This window comes from Fontibacillus phaseoli, from assembly GCF_003337355.1.
Lineage (GTDB): Bacteria > Bacillota > Bacilli > Paenibacillales > Paenibacillaceae > Fontibacillus > Fontibacillus phaseoli.
Genome location: NZ_QPJW01000012.1, coordinates 1 through 21,666, shown reverse-complemented (window position 1 = coordinate 21,666; position 21,666 = coordinate 1). Strand labels below are relative to the sequence as shown.

Here is a 21,666-nt window from a genome sequence, read left to right as displayed (position 1 = left end):
GTACATTTGACACATCGGTAGAGTACATCTGCTACAACAGATTGTCAAGCGTAAACGATACGATTTGAAATTACGGAGATAAAGGAGAAACATATGATAAATTTTCTTACTATGAAACGAATCATTATTCTCGCTGTAGTGATTATTGCCGGTCTGATTTTAGGAAGACTGGTAGTGCGAATGTTTATTAATCTGATGGTCGGCGGATCATTGTTCGGAGGCAATTTCCTATGAGCAAAGATAAAAAGAAAGGAAACAAAGCAGGCATGTTTATTCTGCTGTGTGTAGGGGCGTTTATCGTTTCTTTTGTGGGATCGGCTATCTTCAAAGTGACTTATACTTCTCCGGAATTAAACAAGTATTCCGTAGACTGGGACGAAGAGATTGGAACGACTTATACCGATATAGCATACGGAGACGGCGAAGCAAATAAATTTGATTTATATGTACCTGCAGATCATACAAAAGAAACTTATGGTCTTGTCGTATATCTCCACGCGGGAGGATTCACGACGGGTGATAAATCGGATGATGCAAGCATGCTACAGTGGCTGACTTCAAAAGGTTATGTGGCAGCGGGAATCAATTACACCCTGCGCGATGAAGAACACCCTGAGACCAACGTTTATTCACAGTCAATGGAAATTAAAAGCAGTATCCCCGCTATTGTCAAAGAGGCAAAAAAATTAGGATACAATCTTGATTCAATGGCAATATCCGGAGGCTCTGCAGGCGGAACGCTGGCGATGCTCTATGCATACCGCGATGCGGATGAATCACCGATTCCGGTGAAGATGCTGTTTGAAGCTGTAGGGCCTTCGAGCTTCTACCCCGAAGACTGGTCTGTATACGGCCTCGATCAGAACCCGGAGGCGGCAGCCGGATTGTTTTCAATCATGGCCGGTACTGAAATCACGGCGGATATGCTCGGCACGGAAGCTTATGAAGAGACAATCAAACCGATTTCAGCATACATGTGGGTAAATGAAAATTCGGTGCCTACTGTCTCCGCCTATGGCGTATATGACAAAGTGTGCCCGTTTGATACAGTGAAGCATTTGATCAATGCATTAGAAGAAAATAACGTAACGCATGAGTACATTGAATTCCCGCATTCGGGGCATGCCCTTCAAAATGACAATGCTCTGTATGTAAAGTACATGGAGACAGTGGAAAAATATCTGGATACTTATATACCGGTCAAATAAAAAAACAAGAGATATTCAATATGGATGAAAAAAAAAGAAACACAAGTCATTAACCGATATTCTGACAGATTATTTTCCGTCTGTAGAAAATTCTACAGTACTTGTCGATGGCGCATTACTTTTAAGTGATGATTGGAAGAGTATATCTGAAAATGTATGGCAGTCGCCTGAAAAAATATCGGATCGACTTGTTACCGATAATCTTGTTCTGGATAGCTTCAAAGCTTTGTCATCTGATCATCCAGATACCAAAATATTATTCACAAGTTCTACCAGAGACGGAGCATTAGTCCTTGTACGAAATTATTTATCTAGTGGTGGAGTATCCTGAACCCATTTATCGAGTGAATAAATGAAAAGAAGTTGGAGGAAATTTGAATTGGGGATTTTGAAGATTATCCTGAAAATTTCGTTAATTATCGTTATTATCATAGCCTTATTGGTTGCGGCAGGGGTTACATTTTTTAAATATAAGAGTTCACATTACTACAAGTTCACGAAAACAGAGCAGCCGATCGAGAAGCAATATACTGCTCTCGGGAAGTATAAAGTATCGTTTGCGGAATTTGAGGCTAATGACGAGACAAGCAAAAAATACGAAATCTGGTATCCAAGAGAACTGGAAAGCAGCGAGATAAAATATCCGGTCGTAGTCGTTGCCAATGGAACGGGAATTCCTGCCAGCTCATACAGAGCATTTTTCAAGCATCTGGCTTCATGGGGCTTTATCGCTGTCGGCAACGAAGATGGGAATTCAAGAACAGGTGCTTCTTCGGAATCAAGTCTTAAGTTCTTGCTGGAACTAAGCAGAGACAGCAACAGTATATTTTACGGTAAAGTGGATATAGATCATATCGGAATCGGCGGCCATTCACAGGGTGGGGTCGGGGCAATTAATGCAGTGACGTCACAGGATCATGGAAACATGTACAAAGCATTATATGCAGTCAGTACTACATCTCCATACTGGGGACAGGAAAACATATTCGGACTGGAATGGAGCTATGATCTTTCAAAGGTCAATATACCGACCTTCATGGCTGCGGGTACCGGTAGCTTTGATGCAGGTACTGCCGAAGATATCACTGCAACGGAAGGACAGGGCATCAACCCGTTATGGTCACTTCAGGCAAACTATGAGGCACTTCCGGATTTTGTTGAAAAAATTATTGCCAGAAAGACGGCTGTCGACCACAGTGAAACATACCAGGCAATCGACGGATACATGACTGCATGGTTCATGTGGCATCTGCAGGGGGATGAAGAAGCAGGTAAGGCATTCAAAGGCAGTAATGCGGAAATTCTTCATAACAGCCTGTATCAGGACGTTGAAAGCAATATCCATTAAAATAAAGCTGAGATCAGGGCTCGTATAAGAATTACCGCACATAAATTTGGTAAAACTCATTCAAAATAACACGATTCAAGCGGTCCGAGCCCTGAAAGTGAATAGCAATGAAACCGAAGCCGGAATAAAGATGGTTACTGCAGCGGGACAAGCGTTTGAGCAGATCTCTGATGCAGTGAATCCAATAACTTTTTCGATTCCATCCTCTTGTAAGTGTCGGATTAGACAAATGCGCAATCAGCTGGACATCCCAGGTTCTTGAAAACTGTGCGCGCGGCAGAATCTACCGGCAGGAAAACCTCAATTTGCGGATATAAGCGGCCGCCTGCAGAAATCGAAATCTGTCTGTAGCGTACGGGAATAAGGTCTCCGGAGCTTTCCATTCTGGCTAGAATTGTTTGTATTTGATCAACATTTCCCCCTACATCCGGAACACTCAGATATTCGCACGCGTTATATTTCTGAACTCTATCCAGCAATTTTTGATACCACCCATCATAACGCGAGAGTATGTGCTCACTCTTAAAGGCTTGTATTCCGTTTATGATGTGCTCCTCCCACTGCTTAAACGACGCCTTGTCAAACGTGGAGCGGGACCGGATAGGAAAACCAGAATTAAAATGTAAATCGACCCTATTCATTAAACCGTCATATGAACAGTCGAGAGGGATTTCGAACAATTGATGAAAAGGCTCATTTAATCCCTTGATGTCCTGAGTATGTGTTACGACCATGGCGGGAAAAGGAATACTCCTCATCGTTTGCTGAGCCCACTCTAATGCACGCTCCAAAGACCGTCCATCCAATTCGGTCTGAATTGGAAGATAACCGGCTGCCAAAAGCAAATCGTTACGCTCGTCGGATGTACACTCAAGATATTCTGCAATATTTATTATCGTCTGGCGGGTCGGTATGCGGCGGGTACGTCCAACCAGCAGATTTTTATACGAAGGAAAAGCCTCGTCGTTCAGCTCTTGTTGAGTAAATCGTTTCAAGGACGGTTGAGGTCGATCGACAAGCTTTTGCTGGCGTTTTATCCGCAGGGCTTCAATTTCTCCCATTACGATTCTATGTCTGGAATTCTCCGTATCTATATCCATCTTCTCTTCCCTTCTCTTATGAAGTGTAGTTCTGCACTTGGGCCGAACCTTCATTTAAAGTATACTCCTCATTGAAATGAAGGTCATCTAATGACCATAACCAACATGGAGGAAAACCGATATGATTCGTACTATTGTTGTTGATCCGCATGCACCGTCTCATTTGGCCTTCAAGGAAGTTGACGCCCCGCAGCCTAAGCCATGGGAAGCGCTTGTGCAAGTGAAGGCCGTCTCACTCAACCGCGGTGAAGTGAGTGACGCTAAAAATCAGGAAATATCTAGCCGTCCTGGCTGGGATCTCGCCGGGATTGTCATCGAGCCGGCTGAGAACGGCGCAGGACCGCAAAAAGGGGCCAGGGTTGTTGGTTTGCTCCCGATGGGAGCCTGGAGCGAGCAAGTGGCTGCTCCCGTATCGTTGTTGGCCGAAATCCCAGACAAACTCACTTTTACTATGGCGGCTACCCTCCCCGTAGCAGGGCTCACGGCTCTTTATGCACTTCGAAAAGGCGGCATGCTGCTTGGCAAACGAATTTTCATTACAGGCTCTAGCGGCGGAGTTGGGCTATTCGCCCATCAGCTTGCAGTCCAATCCGGCGCATACGTTGTAGGTACGGCAAGCACGGAAGAGAAGGCTGAGCTTGTTCGGGAGGTCGGATCCGACGAAGTGATCATTGGTTATTCCGCAATTTCATCAGCCAGCAAATTTGGGCCGTACGATCTGATCATCGATTCAGTAGGCGGCAATACACTGGCGGCGTTGCTGCCGCAGCTAGCGCCCCAAGGGATTTGCGTTGCGGTAGGATTTTCCTCCTCAAATACCGCAATGATCGATATGAAGAATATGGTGACCAGCGGAGGAAGAACCTTGTACAGCTTCTTTTTAGGTGAGGAACTCACTCGTCAATCAGCTGCGGACGATCTGAGTTTGCTGGCCCGGCTGGTCACAGATGAGCGGTTAATCCCACGAATCCAAGTGGAGGCGCCCTGGACCGAAATCGACACCGTTGCCCGTAATCTTATGGAACGGAAATTCACGGGCAAAGCCGTGCTTCACTTAGATTGATTATATAAGTTTGCAACTATATTCCCAGGAATCTAAAAACGAATCTGAAAAAGAAACGGCAGTAGTACACCCTTACTCGTTTGAGTGGGAGTACCGCTGCCTTTCAATGAACCCGGCTATTTGACCTTTATATTTCGTATAGTAATCTATCCAGCTTTAATATCAACACAGTTAGTCATTTACCCTCATTGGCACCGCTTTAAGAATTTTCATTTTCTCTCACTATTCTGCCAGTTGGCTTAATGAAGTGCTCACCAGTCTAATACTTTATTTTTCAGTCTGACACTTTATTTTCTTCGGACAACAGATGTTCAGTGACATTATAGTTGGTTCCCATTTCGATAGATAAAGTAAGTGCCCTTCAAGGCTACCGAATGAATGCCAGGCAGTACCGTTCGATTTAACAAACTAAAGTTAGGTTTACGAATTTTTATATACTTTTCAAATTCACTTTTCAGCCAATACTGACTCTGATACGCAATTTACTGTTCCATCCGTATTAGTAAATCGACCAGCTCCGACTTAGTGAGCTGCATATAGCGCTGTCGAACTCGATCTATGTCACGATCCTGTTTAATGTGCAATGTATCTAAATCATCGTTTAAGGCCTCGTGTGACCTTTTACGAGGCCTATAAGTCTTAGTAATACTGTGCTGAAGAAAATGATTATGAAGCACTTGGTTCTTTCGGATTGTATTTTGGTGTATATCTATTCCGTCTGGATTATTTTCTTTAAATTTGTCCGATACAGTTCGGTACGAAACCGTTTTACCCACTTTGATAAGAGTATCAATCTTTATTTTAAACCGACTGTAACAGAAGTAGGCGCGGCATCTGTCGATCGACCAGCCTTAAATCCGGAAGCGAGCAGCAGCACCAGAAATCCCGCGAAAACGCCCCACAAGACAGAGGTGTTCGAAGAGGCCGCGTCCAGTCCGCCGAAGTACATCACTTCCCGCAGCCCTCCTGCTGCGAACCGCAATGGCGTCCACGAATAGATCCAATCTCGCGTCGTATGTGGTAAGAACTCCGGAGCCATGTTCAGCAGCGGGATGGAGAAGAACATCAGCAGTACGAGCAGCGGCATAGCCCGGAATCCGATCCAATTTAGCAAAGAAGATTGCAACAAGAAGAACGCCGATCCGACCAGCCATAAGAACAACCAAGTTGCCCCTGCATCCGCCATTTCCATACCGTACCACGACGTGGCCATCCAAATAGTGAAGCCCGATGAAAAGCTTACGATCACAAGTCCCACGATCGCTTGCAGTGCAATGACCGTCCATCTTCTTGAACCCGCGTCGACCACTTTCTTGCCAGCCAGGAACAAGACTATTCCGGTCACCAGGCTGCCGATCCACATGATCTGAGTCAACAAAGCCGGGGCATTCCCCGACGCATTGTTCACCCCCGGTGAATGCATGACTTCCTCCTGAACGTTCATTGGTGCCATAAAAGCCTTCGCCGTCTCAACCGGAATATGCTCATTTTGCTGCTCAATCTGCCCAAGCAGCTGTTGCGATAGTTTTTCGTTGATCATTTTCAGCGCTTGCCCCAATGCCTGTGTTACGACGATCGAGGCTTGTGTGCTCATGCCCTCGTTGGTGATGAGCTTCACATTAGGGTGAATCGGCGAAGAAGTTGCTAACGAGAGCAGTCCGGTGCTCAGATCAACCGGAAGCACTACCGCTCCGTAAAAATCGCGTTTATCCATCCCTTCCCGAGCTTTTTCCTCGGAATCCACAACATGCCATACGAACGGTAGCTCCGGGTTCGAACCTAATGTCTCCTGAATTATCTCCCCTACCGCAAACGTTTCGCCAGTCACCAGCTCCGCCGGCTGGTCAAGGACAACGAGGGCCACCGGAAGCTCCTTTGGCTTCGATCCGAGCACCGAACCCATCATCGCCAACCCAAATACGATCAACACGACCAGGACGATTGCCACTCCCAGCCACGTCATTTTTTGTTTCAGTATTCTCATGATACGCTACTCCTCGTCTATTTATAATGAACATCTTGTTGATGATCAACTTTGCAATGTTCATCTGTAAAAGGCTCACCTTTTAATATAGCTGCTCCACAAGTTTACTTAATCGCAATGGATATAAAAGCGTTGCTGCAGCAACGTTTCTATATCCATTTGAAGAAAGATTTATCGCTCAAGTACATTCGCGATGCGAAAGACATCACCGTAATTAATATCGGTGATGTCTTTTTTACAATTCCAGCTGCATCAAACTCAAAATCTGCTATTCGAATTCTTTCGTTTTTCTGTTGGCAGTATGCCCTCGATGACGTCCCAATGTTCGGCGATCTTTCCATTCTCCACGCGGAACATGTCAAAAAAAGCAGTAGGCTGACCGTCGAAGAGACCTTCACTCACTGTAAGCACAAAATCGCCTTGTCCAATCACCTGATGGACATGAGTATATTCAAATTCAATATTTTTCTTCTTCAGCGCCTGCAATGCAGTATGGAGGCCGGAAAGGCCATCTGCCATATGTGGACTATGCTGGATGTAGTTATCCCCATCAAAATATGCCTCAATCAGGCCGGGGTTTTTCCCAAGCAAGATGTTTTCAACATAGCTTTTGACAATTTCTTTGTTGGCATCTGTCTTGTCGATATCCTTTATCGTGACCGGTCCATCAATCATCGTATGGTTGCTTGGTGTTTTTTCAACCAACTCTTGCATATTGTCCCAATGTTCAACAATCAGTCCATCCTCAAAACGGAAAATATCAATGATGATTTTGGGGCCGAAAAACTCATATACGGAATGAAGTACCACATAATCTCCGTCGACCAAAGCACGCTTAATACTTACCTTCGTACCAATTTCCTTTAAATGGTCAAGTGCACCAAGCATGGCCGCACGACCATCGGATAAGCCTTGGTTGTGCTGAATATATTGATTTGGGTTAACGTAAGCCGTAATCGCTTCGGGATTGCCGCTCTCAAAACTTTCCAGCACAGCGATTGCCTTAAGGACAAGCTCATTTTGGTTTTGTGATGTCATTTGTTATCCTCCTTGGTATTTATAGTCATTAGATAAATAATGAACGTCGTGTTGTTTATTTATCTATCGCTCATTATAATAAAGGTTAATATCACCATCAATATTCAATATTTTTAGTTTTGAAGGATAACAGACAACTCATCAAACTTTGTCGCTTAACTGCTCTAAATAAATTTAGGGGGACTGAAAATAATGAACAAGAAAACCGACCTAAGAATACTTCGCACGAAACAATCGATTCGAAAGGCTTTTTATGAGCTTATTCAGGAAAAAGGATATGAAGCGATAACAATCCAGGATATTGCCGATCGGGCTATGATCAATCGAAACACTTTTTATCTGCATTACCAAAATAAACCTGATTTATTGGATAAGTGTATGAATGAATTGTTGAGCGAACTAAAAGATGCCGTTGTTCTTTGTCCCATCAGCATGAATCCTTTCAGTATTTCTATACTTGAGACAGTCATGCAAACTTTACTGGAACATATTTCTCTCAACACTACCTTTTACTACGCAATGTTAATTGAAGAGAATAGAATCTATCAGTTTCGAGCAAAAATGGAGAATATCATTAAAGATAAATTGAATGAGAGGTGGAATCCTGCTCAGGGACAATCCCATTTAGCGATATCCAAGGATTTGCTGCTGGAATATCTCGTATCGGCTTTCATGGGTATAGTCATTTGGTGGATTAAAAACGATCAGCCTCTTCCTGCGGATGAAGCTTCATCTCAGTTTAGTAGAATTGTTACCTATGGGCATTTGAAAGCTGCCGGCATCCCCGTTGAGGAATAAAATTAGCGAGGGGCGCTATCCTGTCCGTTAGGAGCTTAATGAAGCGCCCGCCAGTCTAATACTTTATTTTCTCAGTCTACAACTTCATTTTCCGATTCTAACACTTTATTTTTCAGTCTAACATTTTATTTTCTTTGGACATTTAAAGCCTTTTATATTCAATATAAACTCGACCTTTCATTTAATGATTCTCCCTTTCATAAAAGGTAACTTCCTATTTTATCTTACCAAGACAATTCACCCCCTCCACCCGCATAGCGGGTGATTTCTTTTCGCGAGTTTCACGTAGTCAACTGGCTAAAGCCTAAAAAAAGTCGCTCATATTATGAGCGACTTAAAAAAATATGGAGGTAATTCCATTCTTTTTTGTCAAGATACAAACATTATTGTTAAATTACTAACATTAATGTCTAGTAACTAACATTAATGTCATTCTACACAGAATTGTCCCGGTTGCCTTTCCTTACTCCACCGTCACGCTCTTCGCCAAATTCCGCGGTTTGTCGACGTCGTTGCCGCGAGCCAGGGAAGCGTAGTAGGACAGAAGCTGCAAAGGTACAACGGACAGTGCCGGCGTAAGCAGCGGCAGCGTCTTCGGAATCGCGAAGGCCTGGTCGACGGATTTCAGCAATCCGGCTACGTGCTCTTCGTGCGTGATCGCCATCACGTCTGCGCCGCGGGCTTTCACTTCCTTGATGTTGCTGACGGTCTTCTCGAGTACGGCTTCCTGGGTCGCCAAAGCGATAACCGGAATGCCATCTTCAATTAACGCCAAGGTTCCGTGTTTCAATTCACCCGCCGCATAAGCTTCGGAGTGAATGTAAGAAATTTCTTTCAGCTTGAGCGATCCTTCCATGGCTACGGCATAGTCGAGGCCGCGGCCAATGAAGAACAGATGCTCATGCTTGGAGATTTGCTCGGCATAAGCCTTAATAGCTTCGGCCTGCTCCAGCATACTTTCTACTTGCTCAGGCAGCGACTGCATCGCGGCAAGGATATGCGCGATTTCGTCCTCGGATTGCGTACCGCGAACTTGGGCCAAATGCAAGCCAAGCAGGTAGAATGCGATCAACTGGGACGTGTACGCCTTTGTCGAAGCTACGGCGATTTCCGGGCCTGCGAGCGTAGCAATCACGTCGTCCGCGTCGCGAGCGATGGAACTGCCGACTACGTTCGTAACGGCCAGGACATGAGCGCCATTGGCGTGAGCTTCACGCAGAGCAGCCAAGGTGTCCGCCGTTTCACCGGACTGGCTGACGACGATCACGAGCGTCTCAGGCGTAATGAGCGGCGAACGATAACGGTACTCGGATGCGACGTCAAATGCTACCGGTACACGGATCAACTTTTCAATGGTAGCTCCACCTACCAGACCGGCATGATATGCCGTTCCGCAAGCTACGATGTGAATGTTATTGATCGAACGAATCTTTTCCTCGGTCAGATTCAGGTTAGGGAACAGCACTTTGCGGCCGCTCTCGTCGATCCGACCCCGCATCGTATCGCGGTAAGCCTTCGGTTGCTCATGGATTTCCTTGAGCATGAAGTGATCAAACCCGCCTTTTTCCGCGGTCACCGCATCCCAATCGACAGAAATCATTTCCCGAGAAATAAAATTCCCCTCAATGGTCATCAATTCGACAGCGTCTTCGGTCAATACGGCCATTTCACCGTCATTCAGAATATACACGTTGCGCGTGTAATTCAAAATTGCCGGGATGTCGGAGCCGATGAAGTTCTCGCCTTCGCCGAGACCGATGATCAGCGGGCTTGCTTGACGTACGGCAACCAGCTTATTCGGCTCATATTCCGTCAATACGCCGAGCGCAAAAGCGCCGCGCATATAGGTGATCGCTTTTTGAACGGCTTTTACGATATCGCCTTCATACTCGCGGGCCACCAGATGGGAAATGACTTCCGTATCCGTCTCCGAGACGAACTCGCAGCCTTGGCCGATCAGCTCTTCTTTCAAATCCAGATAATTCTCGACGATCCCGTTATGCACGACCGAAAATTTCTGGCTGTGGTCGGTATGCGGATGAGAATTGACATCCGACGGTTTACCATGCGTTGCCCAGCGGGTATGGCCGATGCCGGCCGTCCCTACCAAAGGGGCTCCTTCCAGTTTGGACTCCAGATTAGCCAAGCGGCCGATCGATTTGGCGATTTGCAACCCGTCCGGCGTAAATACCGCAATGCCCGCCGAATCATAACCGCGATACTCCAGCTTCTTAAGTCCTTCCAACAAAACCGTCTGCGTGTCTCTCTTCCCGATATATCCAACAATACCACACATATTTATATATCCTCCGTTTCATTCTCTCCGAATTTTGATTCGCAGGAGGAAAGAAGCGGACGATGCCAGCGCGGTCCAAAGAGACAGAACTATTCAATTTTTAGTGGTTGTTCAAAAAGTTATCCCTAAATGGGCATCAAGCTTTCCGAATTCCCCTTTTATTTGAAAAATCAGAAAAGTTACAAGTAACCATGCCTATTTTCATGAATGTCCATAAATCTCCCGTCCATCGCGCTTCTTCCGCGTCTCCTGCGCACACTCATGAAATATACTTTCATCCAAAAATCCCTTGTAAAATAACATCGGTCCGTAAGGTTTGTGGGAACGGTCGCCCATTCCTTTTGTCCTTTCGGTCACGGTGCGATGCGGCACCGGGAGGCCCCCGCCGAACATCTCGAACACCTCCACCTCGTCAGCTTGCATTTGCCGTTTCCTCATCCAGCCTTATCCAGGCGAGACACAACAACATTGTGTCTGCCTGTTCCCTTCCGGATAACTTCAACGCGCGAAATGAAGCTCTGGCGCTTATACTGCTTAAACCTTACAACCCTCACTTTCTTTTCTTGAATATGCTTATTATATGCACCCCAGTGACATTTGGCAATAATCAAGTTGTCCCGATTATCCCTCTGCCCCAAGGAAGCTTACCCAATTAAAAAGCCGCTGAAACCGGATTTCCCCAGTGCCAGCGGCTCATTTTGTAGTCCTATGAAAAAAGTCACTTAAATTAAAAATTAACTTCAAAAAGTCAGGTTTTCAGTACCGAAAAGGTTGAATGAAGATAGGGACTGATTAGCGCGGCGTAGGAGAAACCTACGTGAGCAACTAAAATGTTTCCGAAGGAAACATACTTCGAAAGCATAGGCTAGGCCCGGCTGAATTCAAGATTCGATGTCGAGATAGCCTCAAGAATTCCTACGTGATCAAAAGATGACTTTTTGAAAACATCTATTATATCAGTTCCTTCTCCACCACGGAGACGATATGCGCTACCAACTGCTCCAGTTCTTCCTTCTCCGGTCCCTCCGCCATGACGCGTATCAGGGACTCGGTACCGGAAGGACGAACCAGTACCCGGCCGTTGTCGCTAAGCTGGCGCTCTACAGATGTAATGGCTTCCTCAATGGCTGGATTGCCGACAAACTTGCTCTTATCCTGCACACGGACATTCACCAGCACCTGCGGGTACTGCTTCATTACCTTTTTCATCTCGCTCAGCGGTTGGCCCGCGGCCTTCATGGTGTCCACCAACTGAATCGCTGTCAGGATGCCGTCGCCAGTCGTATTGTAATCCAAGAAAATCACGTGACCGGACTGTTCCCCGCCCAGATTGTATCCGCCGCGGATCATTTCCGCCATGACATAACGGTCTCCTACCGCCGTCTGTTGCGTATTCAGCGCCAGTTTCTTGGTCGCCTTATAGAAGCCGAAGTTGCTCATCACAGTCGAAACGACCGTGCTGTCTTTCAGCTTGCCCGCGCGGTTCATCGCGTCGCCGCAAATACAAAGAATATAGTCGCCGTCGACTTCTTCCCCTTTTTCGTCAATAGCGATCAGGCGGTCGGCATCCCCGTCAAATGCGAGTCCCAAGTCCGCGCCAAGACGTATAACTTCTTCTTTCAGCTTCTCCGGATGCGTAGATCCGCAGTGATCATTGATATTCAGACCGTTCGGCTCCGCCCCGATGGTATAGACTTCAGCGCCTAACTCCCGGAACAGCATCGGAGCCAGTTCATAGGCAGCCCCATTGGCGCAATCCAAAACCACCTTTAGCCCCTCAAAAGAATGACTGATCGTCGTTTTCAAATGAGCGAGATATTTAAATTTCGATTCAATGTCGATCATGACGCTGCCCAGCCCGCCGCCTACAGGGCGCGGAAGCTCGTCTACTTCCTTATCCATGAGTTCCTCGATCAACAATTCCGTTTCATCCGAAAGCTTGAAGCCATCGCTGCCAAAAAACTTGATTCCGTTATCCTCGACCGGATTGTGCGAAGCCGATATCATAACGCCTGCATCGGCGTTAAGGATCCGCGTCAAATAGGCTACGGCCGGCGTTGAAACCACACCAAGTCGGATAACGTCCGCGCCGATCGACAGCATCCCCGCTACAAGCGCCGATTCGAGCATAACGCCCGAAATGCGCGTATCCATACCGATAACTACCTTCGGCTTCGGAACCTGTCCCGCAAGCACATAACCCCCACAGCGGCCAATCTGATAAGCCATTTCTGCCGTTAATTCTTTATTTGCAATACCTCTTACTCCGTCGGTTCCAAAATACTTCCCCATGATTTCACTCCTTCAACAAGTTGTGAAGCCCCCGCCGCATAGTTGCTATACGGCGAAAGGCTCCAAATCTTCCACGTAAAGTATCGTTCTTTCGATGTATGTTGTTTCCGGTTTTCCTGTGTTAATCCATGCCGGATGAACCTTGGCTGAAATAATATCAGCCACCGTTATCCGGGGGGTTCCCATTCCCATTGCCATTGCCAATCCCGTTGCCGCTACCGCTCCCATTACCTTCATTGGCTCCGCTTTGGTTCGTACCTTCCCCTGAAGGCGAACTATTCTCCGTGCCCTGCGTTCCCGATGGATTCTCATCCGGAACCGAAGTCGCAGGCTTCCCTTTTTCCGTCAGCTCAATCTGCACCTCAAGACTCTGACCGGTTTCAGACGACTCGACATATTCAGGCAGCTTTACATTGACCGGGACCGTGTGCGTTCCCTGCCCCAACCCGGATAAATCGGCTGTTACCGTAAAATCTTCCGCTTTCAGCTTATCCAGCACCTCTTTGGCTCCAAATACGCTTAGCGAAATCTTGGCGTCTTCCGGGTTAATGAACTTTTCCGTTAAAGCTTCATTCACGTTAATCAGGGTTATCGGAATGTTATCGATCAGCTTTTGTCCGGCGGGTTCAATTTTGACGGTGACTTGAACAGAGCTCGGCTCGATTTTCTCAAAACCTTCGGGAGGAGTCAAGCCCACCGTGTACCTGGTCTCATTTGTACCATTAAACTGACTCAAATCGACCGTAACCGGATAGGAAGATATACCCTCAAGCGATTCTTTTGACCCATAGATAGCAACGCCTTCCACGTTCGTGCTAATACTGGAAAGAACATATCCATTCGGGAGCTTCCCGGTTTTGCGTACCTCTAAAGGCACATTTTTGTACAATTTATTGATCGGCACATCCACCTCGACCGAATCCGGCGAGATCTCCGCATTTGTCATTTCCTGCCCATGTTTATCATATGCAGTTAGCTTCACGGTTTTGCCTTTTGCCGTTTCGTTCAGGCCGGTCACATCCACGGTACCTTGAACTTTTTGAAGTTCCTCAATTTCGCTTTGCGGCAAAGTTACGTCTACGGTGCTCTCTCCGATCACGATCGGACTACCAAGCTGCATCCCGTCTGCCGGGTTGCCCTTAGTCACAATCGTTACGGGAATTTGTTTCGTTTCCTTTGCTTCAATCGTTACTTTAATGATCGATGGATCCATGGAAATCAGCTGAACGCCTGGCGGCAGCTCATGAGCCAAAGGTAACGTAATAGTTCCGGGTCCTATATTTTTTAAGTCCAGCTTCACTTTATAATCAGAAAAATTCGTGGTCAAATCCGTTCGTTTTCCCTTGACTTCCAGCCTGACCGTGTCCGGTTCCAGATCATACAACACATATTTGTCGCTATCGAATCCGGTCACCTGGATTTTCGTGTCGATCGTCTTCGAGTTCACCACGGTCGTTGGAGCGACAGGGGTACCGCTGTCGATATGAACCATCGCCCATAAAATAATGCTGAAAATAAGGGCGATCACCTTGGCAAAATTGTTCTGGTTCAGCCACTTATCCATTATTACCGCCCTCCTTCTTTTTCCAGAAAGGCTTTCGTTTTTCCTTCTCGTTCGAATTCGGGCCAAGCTCTTCATACAATTTGGAAATGAGCGATTCTTCATTAATGTCGCGCACGACTTGTCCGTCTATGGCCAGCGAAATTTGTCCCGTTTCCTCGGACACGACGATGGATATCGCATCCCCGACTTCACTGATTCCTATCGCGGCACGGTGTCTTGTCCCCAGCTCTTTGCTGATGAACGGGTTTTCCGATAACGGCAAATAACAGGCTGCTGCCGATATTCTATGCCCTTGAATAATGACAGCCCCGTCATGCAGTGGCGTATTCGGAATAAAGATGTTGATGAGCAGTTGCGAAGAGATCATCGATTGCATCTTAATTCCCGACTCCGTATATTCATTAAGCCCTGTATTTCGTTCAAAAACAATTAATGCGCCTATTTTTCTACGGGATAAAAAATTAACGGCCTTAATGATCTCGCCGATTTCCTTGCCGAATTCTTCCTCATCCGCACTATTACGTCCGAACAATTTGCCGCGTCCGAGCTGTTCCAGTGCCCTTCTTAACTCCGGCTGGAAGATGATGAAGATCGCAAGCACCCCAAAGGTGAACATCTGATTCATAAGCCATTTCAAGGTATACAAATCAAACCAGGTACTTACCGCCCAGATTACGACCAGGACGAGAATTCCCTTCAGCAGTTGGATCGCTCTCGTTCCCCGTACCAGTAAAATGAGGTGATATATAATATAAGTGACGATCAGGATATCAATAAGATCCTTAATGTAATCCTGCCATGTCAAATTAGCAAAATAGTTCATGGTGCAACCCCCAACAAGCCCTCTAACGACGAATTCGCCGACGAAGGAACGGTTATGTACATCTCTTTATACGCTTGTCTTTATATCTTCCCCTTATCCTCTAGGTTATAACGTTCCAAAGGCAGATGCAAGCATACAATATAATTAGAAGCTTTCGTAACTGCAAGCAAATTTTTCCTTTATGAAGCAAAAGAAAAAGGCGCCGTGGTTCCCCGCGAAGGGAGGCGCCGCTTGCCGCACAAGTGATCAGTAGGCGACTTCCATAAACACATTGGTGATCCTGTACCACACCCAGTCCAGCGCTTGATCAATACTCTTGATCTCGCCCGCGATATGAGCCGTTGAAGCTTGGTAGTACGATCCGTCGATCACCGTTAAGTTTCCTTGAACATCGCCGTATATTTCAGCCTTGCCATTCTCTACAGTAAGGTTACCGGCAATGGTAGATCCATTGGGCACGGTAACGGTATTGCCATTGATGATGACCTGATCCAGATCCGCCGTCTTGACTACGAGTTGGTCGTCGCTTTCCCACAGGGAAACCGCACTAAACAGCATAACCAGCAAAAACATGGCCGCAGCCGTAAGAGCCGGATGCTTCCGAATCCAGCCGATCCATGCCTGCTGTTTACGCGGCGTCGGAATTTTGCACATAATCCGGTCAACGAGTTCATCCGGTGCATTGATCGAACCATGCTTGATGGTCGCAAACAGCATCATTTCCGTTTGTTCCAATTTCTTATACCTTTCCTTGCAAGCGGAGCAGCCTTCGAGATGCAACTTTAGCTCCACGGCCTGCCCATGCGTCACATCTTCGTCCAGGTAATCATGCATCAATGAGGAGGCTTGTTTGCAATCCATATCAGCCAATCCTTTCAGTATCAATCTATGGATAACCAATAACACCGTATTGGCATAGTCGTCCTACCTTACATTACGTCTGATTCAACAAAGCGTTTCATAATTATTGCAAATTTCGGGTCCCCAAAATCAAAACACTTTGTGCTCCAATTTTTTGCGCAGAAATTCGCGTCCCCGATGCACCCTCGTTTTCACGGTCGTCACCGGCATGTCCAGCACATCGCCAATCTCCTGCAGCGAAAGGTCCTGCAAGTACCTCAGAACAATCACCGACTTATATTTGGCGGGCAGGCCCTCGATGGCCTGATGAATCGTTTGCTGGGTTTCCGACAACAAGTACTCCGTTTCCGGTGTTCTATCGTCCCCGGGAATCAGCGTATATCCGTCCATTCCTTCCTGATCGTTCATTTCGGCATCAAGATAATAGTTTGGTTTCCGCTTCCGCAGCCGGTCAATGCACAAATTCGTAGCGATCCGGTAAATCCATGTGGAGAATTTCTGCTTCTCGTCATAACGGTGAAAATTTTTATAGACGCGCAAAAAAGTCTCCTGGACGATATCCTCGGCCTCATGCCGATTGGACAACATCCGGTATGCCAAATGAAATATTTTATCCTTATATACATCAACGAGTTCGGCAAATGCACCCTGATCGCCTTTGCGGGCTAACTTCACCAGTCTCGCTTCGAAATGGTCCACCACTATAATTTCCCCCAGATCCATAGACGGGCTTATTCGGGACTCCAGATTGTCCGGGCTTACGCTTACCGAGCCCATTTTCGGTGATTGCTGCTGCCCTCACTTCATTCAAATGTTAATTCAACTCCATGCAAAATGCAATACTATTCCTATTTATCCTATCCCCCGGCTAACCATTGACTTTCTCAAAAAAACAAGCCGGATCGCTCTCCAGATCTGGAGAGGACCGGCTTGGGTTTAAAACCAGGGATCAGCCCGTATTCCGGAGCCCCGCGGCTATGCCGTTGATGGTAAGCAGCACTTCACGCAACAGTTCGGAATCGTCCTGCCCCCGTTCGCGAACGGCCCGAAGCTCTGTCAACAGTTGAACTTGCAAGTAGCTAAGCGGATCCACGTAAGGATTACGTAGCCGGATGGATTCCTGCACGGCCGGGGAATCGTCAAGGATTTCCGGTACGCCCGTAATCTTGAGGATCATATCCTTCGTTAAATTGAATTCCTGCTCAATTTGTCCAAAGATCCGCTCCTTGGCATCGGAATCGCCGCACATTTTAGCATATTCTTTCGCGATAACCAGATCCGCCTTAATAATGGCAAACTGTAACGTGTCCATCAGCGATCTGAAAAACGTCGAGTTCTTGTACATCTCTTGAAGAACCTTAAGATTCTCCTCGTTGTTCTGATAGAACGTATACAACCCTGTGCCTGCAGCGTACCAAGCCGGGAATAGATAGCGGCTTTGCGTCCAGGCGAACACCCACGGAATGGCCCGCAAATCTTCGAAGCGATCGCTATTTTTGCGCTTGGACGGTCTGGAACCGATATTCAATTCGCCGACTTCTACAAGCGGTGTCGATTCTCTGAAAAACTTCAGGAAGTCCGGCTCGCGAAAAACCAAATCCTGATACTTGTTGAGTGAAGTTTCGGAAATGCCGGCGACGATGGCATCCCATTTCTCCTCTTGTGGATTGAAATCCTGATGCATTTTGGCTTGAATCGCCGACGTAATGAGCGCAGAAGTCGCAGTTTCCAAACTGCGGTAGGCGATTCCCTTCAAGGAGTAACGGGAAGAAATTACTTCCCCCTGCTCGGTAATCTTAATGCCTCCGCCGATCGTTTCCGGCGGCTGTACCAGAATGCTGCGATTCAGCGGCATGCCTCCGCGTCCGAGTGCTCCACCCCGGCCATGGAAAAATTTCAGCTTCACGCCGAACTCTTTTGCCGCAGCCGTTATCTGTTTCAGAGCTACCCGAAGCTCCCAGTTTGCCGTAACCACACCGCCGTCTTTGTTGCTATCGGAGTAACCGAGCATGATCTCTTGCAAATCGTTCATTGCCGTCACGGATTGACGGTAAATCGGCATATCGAACAAACGGCGCATAATGCCCGGAGCTTCGTGCAGATCATCGATCGTCTCGAAGAGCGGAACGGATTGCAACGTACATACGACGGTACCGTCGGCTTCCTTACGGAACAAGCCCACTTCTTTGGCAAACACCATGACCTCCAGAATATCGCTCGCCGCTTCGGTCATGCTGATCAAATAGCTGGTAATGCACTGGGTGCCAAATTCCTTTTGGGCTTGGAACACCGTACGGTAAACGTTCAGGCATTCCGTTGTACTTTCACTATACTCCTGATAAGGCGAAGTCAAAGGACGAGGGTCGTTGAGCAAACGCTCCAGAAGTGCAACCTTTTCTTCTTCCTCCATCGCGGCATAGTTGCTTACAATATTCATATGAGCCAAAACTTCCGTCATGGCATTCTCATGTTCTTTACTGTGCTGGCGTATATCTAACGTAGCGGTATGGAACCCGAACAATTCAACCTGGCGGATAAATTTCTTGATATGGGTATCCGCAACGTAATCCGCATAATGGTGACGCAAGCTCCGGTCGATGATTTTCAAATCCTCGATCAGATCTTTCACGCTGGCATAGCGCTCGGAGGTATCTTTCTTGGACTCATCCAGAACATTGTGGAGTCTCTCCGTCATATAAGTCAGCTTGATACGGTAAGGTTCCTTCTCATTGCGCCAGTGCGGCGTTTTATTTAAAGTTACCTGCAGCCGGTCCTTTTGAATCGAAGCAATCAACTCATCCGTAACGTCCACGATGCTTGTGCTGAAACTGAGATACTTAAACAACTCGGAGAGCAGAGTCTGGTATTCGCGGATAGCCAGCTTACGCTGCATTTTAAGCGTCTCCCAGGTCACATTAGAGGTGACGGACGGATTCCCGTCCCGATCGCCGCCGATCCAGGAGCCGAAGCGCAGATAGGTCGGCACATGCCACAGATGCTCCGGATAGTATTTACTAAGCGAACGTTCCAGTTCCTGATAAACCTCCGGCAGTACGTGGAACAGCGTCTCATGGAAATAATACATCCCGTTTCTCACTTCATCCAGAACCGTAGGTTTGCGATCCCGAAGCTCGTCGGTTTGCCAGAGCGTAATGACCTCATTCAGCAACTTTTCTCTTAGCTGCTCCCGTTCTCGGAAGGTCAAAGTCGGATTATCAAGCTGCATTACATCATCGGCAATCCGTTTATGAATGTCGAGAATGGCGCGGCGCATTGCTTCCGTAGGGTGAGCCGTCATAACAAGTTCCAGCGACATACCTTCCAGAATTTCCTGAGCTTCACTGAAAGTAAAACCCCGTTCCTTCAAATCTCTAACCGAGGCTTCAATCGTACCGGATTGCACAGCTTCCCCTGCGGACCGCTCATAATCCCTTTTGCGGCGGATCCGATGATTCTGTTCGGCAATATTGACCAATTGAAAGTAAATAGCAAATGCCCGGATGACTTGGTGTCGAATTTCCGGCTCCAGGGAATTGACCATTCCCTTGAACTCCTCATGCAGTTCCGGCAAGAACACAGCCCGCAACGACTTACTGGCTTCACGAATCTTCTCGACAATATCCAAGAGCTCATTACCGCCTTGATGGACAAGGACCTCTCCTAGAATATTGCCCAAAAAACGTATATCTCGCCGAAGAAGGTTGTTCGAGTTGGTTTTGCCGGCAGCTACCGTTAATTCCGTCATATTTCTCCCCCATTTCATCCCTATTCCTTCTCTAAAAGCCTTCCTACCATAATACAATAAACTTCCCTGAAAATCTTCACTTTATTTGTAAGGAATTTAAAGGGAACGGCAGTAAACATAAAACAATTAGAGCAACTTCCCGAGTGGGAAATGCCCTTAGCGCAAGACGTTAAACATCTCACTAACTACACCAATAGTAATAACAAATTTGTTACCCGGTATGATAGCTCTTTAACTACCCTAACACGGTGAAGCAGTAAAATGCAAGGTTAAAAAAAACCTGATTATAACAAAAAACATCATCTCGCTGATGATGTTGCTGTTATGTATGGAGCGGGTGATGGGAATCGAACCCACGCTACCAGCTTGGAAGGCTGGAGTTCTACCATTGAACTACACCCGCACCTTATAATGGTCGGGACGACACGATTTGAACATGCGACCCCCTGGTCCCAAACCAGGTGCTCTACCAAGCTGAGCTACGTCCCGAAATAAGATGGTGATAACCATTATGAAGTTAAAAATGGCGCGCCCTAAGAGATTCGAACTCCTGACCTTTTGATTCGTAGTCAAACGCTCTATCCAGCTGAGCTAAGGGCGCAAATTATGGAGCGGACGACGGGAATCGAACCCGCGACCCTCGCCTTGGCAAGGCGATGCTCTACCGCTGAGCCACGTCCGCAAATATGGTGCGCGTGGAGGGACTTGAACCCCCACGTCAAAGACGCTAGATCCTAAGTCTAGTGCGTCTGCCAATTCCGCCACACGCGCACTGTGAAAAGTGAGCCATGAAGGACTCGAACCTTCGACACCCTGATTAAAAGTCAGGTGCTCTACCAACTGAGCTAATGGCTCTCAATAAAATGGCTGGGGATATAGGATTCGAACCTATGGATGACGGAGTCAAAGTCCGTTGCCTTACCGCTTGGCTAATCCCCAATAGGTAATCATGGTGGAGGCTGAGGGGATCGAACCCCCGACCCTCTGCTTGTAAGGCAGATGCTCTCCCAGCTGAGCTAAGCCTCCATATGTAGTTCGTACTGAAAGTGGTGACCCGTAGGGGATTCGAACCCCTGTTACCTCCGTGAAAGGGAGGTGTCTTAACCCCTTGACCAACGGGCCATCCAGTAAGAAAATGGAGCTCTCAACCGGGATCGAACCGGTGACCTCATCCTTACCATGGATGCACTCTACCTACTGAGCTATGAGAGCAAGTGGCTCCCCGAACAGGACTCGAACCTGTGACAACTCGATTAACAGTCGAGTGCTCTACCAACTGAGCTATCAGGGAATATTATGCTTGGCGGCGTCCTACTCTCCCAGGACCCTTCGGTCCAAGTACCATCGGCGCTGGAGGGCTTAACGGTCGTGTTCGGGATGGGTACGCGTGGAACCCCTCCGCCATCGCCACCAAACATGATTTTTCGAAGCTTTCGCTTCTCGAAATCGCTGCGAGAAAATATCAAACCTTATAAAAGGCATGCAGCTTAGTTCAGATGTTTTAATCACCTGAAAACTGGATACGAAACGTGAATTTGCGTGTTAG

The 21,666-nt window shown here is 47.1% G+C and carries 16 protein-coding genes, 11 tRNA genes and 1 rRNA gene; 5 read left to right on the top strand and 23 right to left on the bottom strand.

Features of this window, described 5'->3' with window-relative positions:
* The first annotated feature begins 93 nt into the window (after positions 1-93).
* The 3 genes from DFP94_RS25610 to DFP94_RS20645 all read left to right on the top strand — a co-directional run bounded on the left by DFP94_RS25610 (position 94) and on the right by DFP94_RS20645 (position 2,556).
* Positions 94-234: a hypothetical protein gene (locus DFP94_RS25610; RefSeq protein ID WP_181873239.1), complete on the top strand. Its 141-nt coding sequence runs from the start codon at positions 94-96 to the stop codon at positions 232-234.
* The gene (locus tag DFP94_RS20650) at positions 231-1,208 is read left to right on the top strand and encodes an alpha/beta hydrolase (protein WP_114498367.1); all 978 of its coding nucleotides are present in this window, start codon (positions 231-233) and stop codon (positions 1,206-1,208) included. The genes DFP94_RS25610 and DFP94_RS20650 overlap by 4 nt, the downstream gene beginning before the upstream one ends.
* Before the next feature lie 379 nt (positions 1,209-1,587).
* Positions 1,588-2,556 carry a poly(ethylene terephthalate) hydrolase family protein gene (locus tag DFP94_RS20645; RefSeq protein ID WP_245955020.1) on the top strand — a complete coding sequence of 323 codons (969 nt, stop codon included), beginning with the start codon at positions 1,588-1,590 and terminating at the stop codon, positions 2,554-2,556.
* A gap of 221 nt (positions 2,557-2,777) precedes the next feature.
* On the opposite strand, the gene DFP94_RS20635 is transcribed toward DFP94_RS20645, so the two are convergent.
* Positions 2,778-3,656, bottom strand: coding sequence for a hypothetical protein (locus DFP94_RS20635; protein ID WP_114498449.1), 879 nt, complete (start codon positions 3,654-3,656; stop codon positions 2,778-2,780).
* Between the two features lie 121 nt (positions 3,657-3,777).
* Here DFP94_RS20635 and DFP94_RS20630 point away from each other — a divergent pair, with 121 nt between their 5' ends.
* Positions 3,778-4,719 carry a zinc-binding dehydrogenase gene (locus DFP94_RS20630; RefSeq protein WP_114498364.1) on the top strand — a complete coding sequence of 314 codons (942 nt, stop codon included), beginning with the start codon at positions 3,778-3,780 and terminating at the stop codon, positions 4,717-4,719.
* Positions 4,720-5,515: 796 nt separating this feature from the next.
* Here the strand turns inward: DFP94_RS20630 and DFP94_RS20625 are convergent.
* The gene (locus tag DFP94_RS20625) at positions 5,516-6,703 is read right to left on the bottom strand and encodes a YhgE/Pip domain-containing protein (RefSeq protein ID WP_114498363.1); all 1,188 of its coding nucleotides are present in this window, start codon (positions 6,701-6,703) and stop codon (positions 5,516-5,518) included.
* A gap of 258 nt (positions 6,704-6,961) precedes the next feature.
* Positions 6,962-7,741, bottom strand: a complete 780-nt coding sequence (locus tag DFP94_RS20620) for a nuclear transport factor 2 family protein (RefSeq protein WP_114498362.1) — start codon at positions 7,739-7,741, stop codon at positions 6,962-6,964.
* Positions 7,742-7,933: 192 nt separating this feature from the next.
* On the opposite strand from DFP94_RS20620, the gene DFP94_RS20615 reads away from it, so the two are divergent.
* On the top strand, positions 7,934-8,539 hold the full coding sequence (locus DFP94_RS20615; RefSeq protein WP_114498361.1) for a TetR/AcrR family transcriptional regulator: 606 nt from the start codon (positions 7,934-7,936) through the stop codon (positions 8,537-8,539).
* A 463-nt stretch (positions 8,540-9,002) separates the two neighbouring features.
* On the opposite strand, the gene glmS is transcribed toward DFP94_RS20615, so the two are convergent.
* The 20 genes from glmS to rrf form a co-directional block, all read right to left on the bottom strand.
* Entirely contained in the window at positions 9,003-10,835 is a 1,833-nt protein-coding gene (gene glmS, locus DFP94_RS20610) for a glutamine--fructose-6-phosphate transaminase (isomerizing) (protein ID WP_114498360.1), read from the bottom strand.
* A gap of 201 nt (positions 10,836-11,036) precedes the next feature.
* Entirely contained in the window at positions 11,037-11,258 is a 222-nt protein-coding gene (locus tag DFP94_RS20605) for a hypothetical protein (RefSeq protein WP_114498359.1), read from the bottom strand.
* Between the two features lie 528 nt (positions 11,259-11,786).
* Positions 11,787-13,127, bottom strand: a complete 1,341-nt coding sequence (gene glmM / locus DFP94_RS20600; RefSeq protein WP_114498358.1) for a phosphoglucosamine mutase — start codon at positions 13,125-13,127, stop codon at positions 11,787-11,789.
* Positions 13,128-13,284: 157 nt separating this feature from the next.
* Positions 13,285-14,691, bottom strand: coding sequence for a CdaR family protein (locus tag DFP94_RS20595; protein WP_114498357.1), 1,407 nt, complete (start codon positions 14,689-14,691; stop codon positions 13,285-13,287).
* Positions 14,684-15,514 (bottom strand): diadenylate cyclase CdaA, encoded by an 831-nt coding sequence (gene cdaA, locus DFP94_RS20590; protein ID WP_114498356.1) that lies wholly within the window; start codon positions 15,512-15,514, stop codon positions 14,684-14,686. Before cdaA ends, DFP94_RS20595 begins: the two co-directional genes overlap by 8 nt.
* Positions 15,515-15,760: 246 nt before the next feature.
* Entirely contained in the window at positions 15,761-16,375 is a 615-nt protein-coding gene (locus tag DFP94_RS20585) for a zf-HC2 domain-containing protein (protein WP_114498355.1), read from the bottom strand.
* Positions 16,376-16,504: 129 nt separating this feature from the next.
* Entirely contained in the window at positions 16,505-17,098 is a 594-nt protein-coding gene (gene sigW, locus DFP94_RS20580) for an RNA polymerase sigma factor SigW (RefSeq protein WP_181873250.1), read from the bottom strand.
* A 226-nt stretch (positions 17,099-17,324) separates the two neighbouring features.
* Positions 17,325-20,120 carry a phosphoenolpyruvate carboxylase gene (ppc, locus tag DFP94_RS20575; protein WP_114498447.1) on the bottom strand — a complete coding sequence of 932 codons (2,796 nt, stop codon included), beginning with the start codon at positions 20,118-20,120 and terminating at the stop codon, positions 17,325-17,327.
* Positions 20,121-20,449: 329 nt separating this feature from the next.
* Positions 20,450-20,523: transfer RNA gene (locus tag DFP94_RS20570), tRNA-Gly, on the bottom strand.
* Between the two features lie 9 nt (positions 20,524-20,532).
* Positions 20,533-20,609: transfer RNA gene (locus tag DFP94_RS20565), tRNA-Pro, on the bottom strand.
* Between the two features lie 35 nt (positions 20,610-20,644).
* A tRNA-Arg gene (locus DFP94_RS20560) sits at positions 20,645-20,721 on the bottom strand.
* Between the two features lie 6 nt (positions 20,722-20,727).
* Positions 20,728-20,802 (bottom strand) — tRNA-Gly (locus DFP94_RS20555).
* A gap of 5 nt (positions 20,803-20,807) precedes the next feature.
* Positions 20,808-20,891: transfer RNA gene (locus DFP94_RS20550), tRNA-Leu, on the bottom strand.
* An 11-nt stretch (positions 20,892-20,902) separates the two neighbouring features.
* A tRNA-Lys gene (locus DFP94_RS20545) sits at positions 20,903-20,975 on the bottom strand.
* Positions 20,976-20,984: 9 nt separating this feature from the next.
* Positions 20,985-21,059, bottom strand: a tRNA-Gln gene (locus DFP94_RS20540).
* An 11-nt stretch (positions 21,060-21,070) separates the two neighbouring features.
* Positions 21,071-21,146: transfer RNA gene (locus DFP94_RS20535), tRNA-Val, on the bottom strand.
* 21 nt (positions 21,147-21,167) lie between these two features.
* Positions 21,168-21,242: transfer RNA gene (locus tag DFP94_RS20530), tRNA-Glu, on the bottom strand.
* 14 nt (positions 21,243-21,256) lie between these two features.
* A tRNA-Thr gene (locus tag DFP94_RS20525) sits at positions 21,257-21,332 on the bottom strand.
* Between the two features lie 3 nt (positions 21,333-21,335).
* Positions 21,336-21,411: transfer RNA gene (locus DFP94_RS20520), tRNA-Asn, on the bottom strand.
* A 7-nt stretch (positions 21,412-21,418) separates the two neighbouring features.
* Positions 21,419-21,535, bottom strand: a 5S ribosomal RNA gene (gene rrf, locus DFP94_RS20515).
* Positions 21,536-21,666 lie beyond the last annotated feature (131 nt).

Excerpts from the sequence above, each read along its gene's own strand:
- DFP94_RS25610 (WP_181873239.1), top strand. The coding sequence starts at position 94 with ATGATAAATTTTCTTACTATGAAACGAATCATTATTCTCGCTGTAGTG.
- DFP94_RS20650 (WP_114498367.1), top strand. The coding sequence starts at position 231 with ATGAGCAAAGATAAAAAGAAAGGAAACAAAGCAGGCATGTTTATTCTG.
- DFP94_RS20635 (WP_114498449.1), bottom strand. The coding sequence starts at position 3,656 with ATGGATATAGATACGGAGAATTCCAGACATAGAATCGTAATGGGAGAA.
- DFP94_RS20630 (WP_114498364.1), top strand. The coding sequence starts at position 3,778 with ATGATTCGTACTATTGTTGTTGATCCGCATGCACCGTCTCATTTGGCC.
- DFP94_RS20625 (WP_114498363.1), bottom strand. The coding sequence starts at position 6,703 with ATGAGAATACTGAAACAAAAAATGACGTGGCTGGGAGTGGCAATCGTC.
- DFP94_RS20620 (WP_114498362.1), bottom strand. The coding sequence starts at position 7,741 with ATGACATCACAAAACCAAAATGAGCTTGTCCTTAAGGCAATCGCTGTG.
- DFP94_RS20615 (WP_114498361.1), top strand. The coding sequence starts at position 7,934 with ATGAACAAGAAAACCGACCTAAGAATACTTCGCACGAAACAATCGATT.
- glmS (WP_114498360.1), bottom strand. The coding sequence starts at position 10,835 with ATGTGTGGTATTGTTGGATATATCGGGAAGAGAGACACGCAGACGGTT.
- DFP94_RS20605 (WP_114498359.1), bottom strand. The coding sequence starts at position 11,258 with ATGCAAGCTGACGAGGTGGAGGTGTTCGAGATGTTCGGCGGGGGCCTC.
- glmM (WP_114498358.1), bottom strand. The coding sequence starts at position 13,127 with ATGGGGAAGTATTTTGGAACCGACGGAGTAAGAGGTATTGCAAATAAA.
- DFP94_RS20595 (WP_114498357.1), bottom strand. The coding sequence starts at position 14,691 with ATGGATAAGTGGCTGAACCAGAACAATTTTGCCAAGGTGATCGCCCTT.
- cdaA (WP_114498356.1), bottom strand. The coding sequence starts at position 15,514 with ATGAACTATTTTGCTAATTTGACATGGCAGGATTACATTAAGGATCTT.
- DFP94_RS20585 (WP_114498355.1), bottom strand. The coding sequence starts at position 16,375 with ATGGATTGCAAACAAGCCTCCTCATTGATGCATGATTACCTGGACGAA.
- sigW (WP_181873250.1), bottom strand. The coding sequence starts at position 17,098 with ATGGATCTGGGGGAAATTATAGTGGTGGACCATTTCGAAGCGAGACTG.
- ppc (WP_114498447.1), bottom strand. The coding sequence starts at position 20,120 with ATGACGGAATTAACGGTAGCTGCCGGCAAAACCAACTCGAACAACCTT.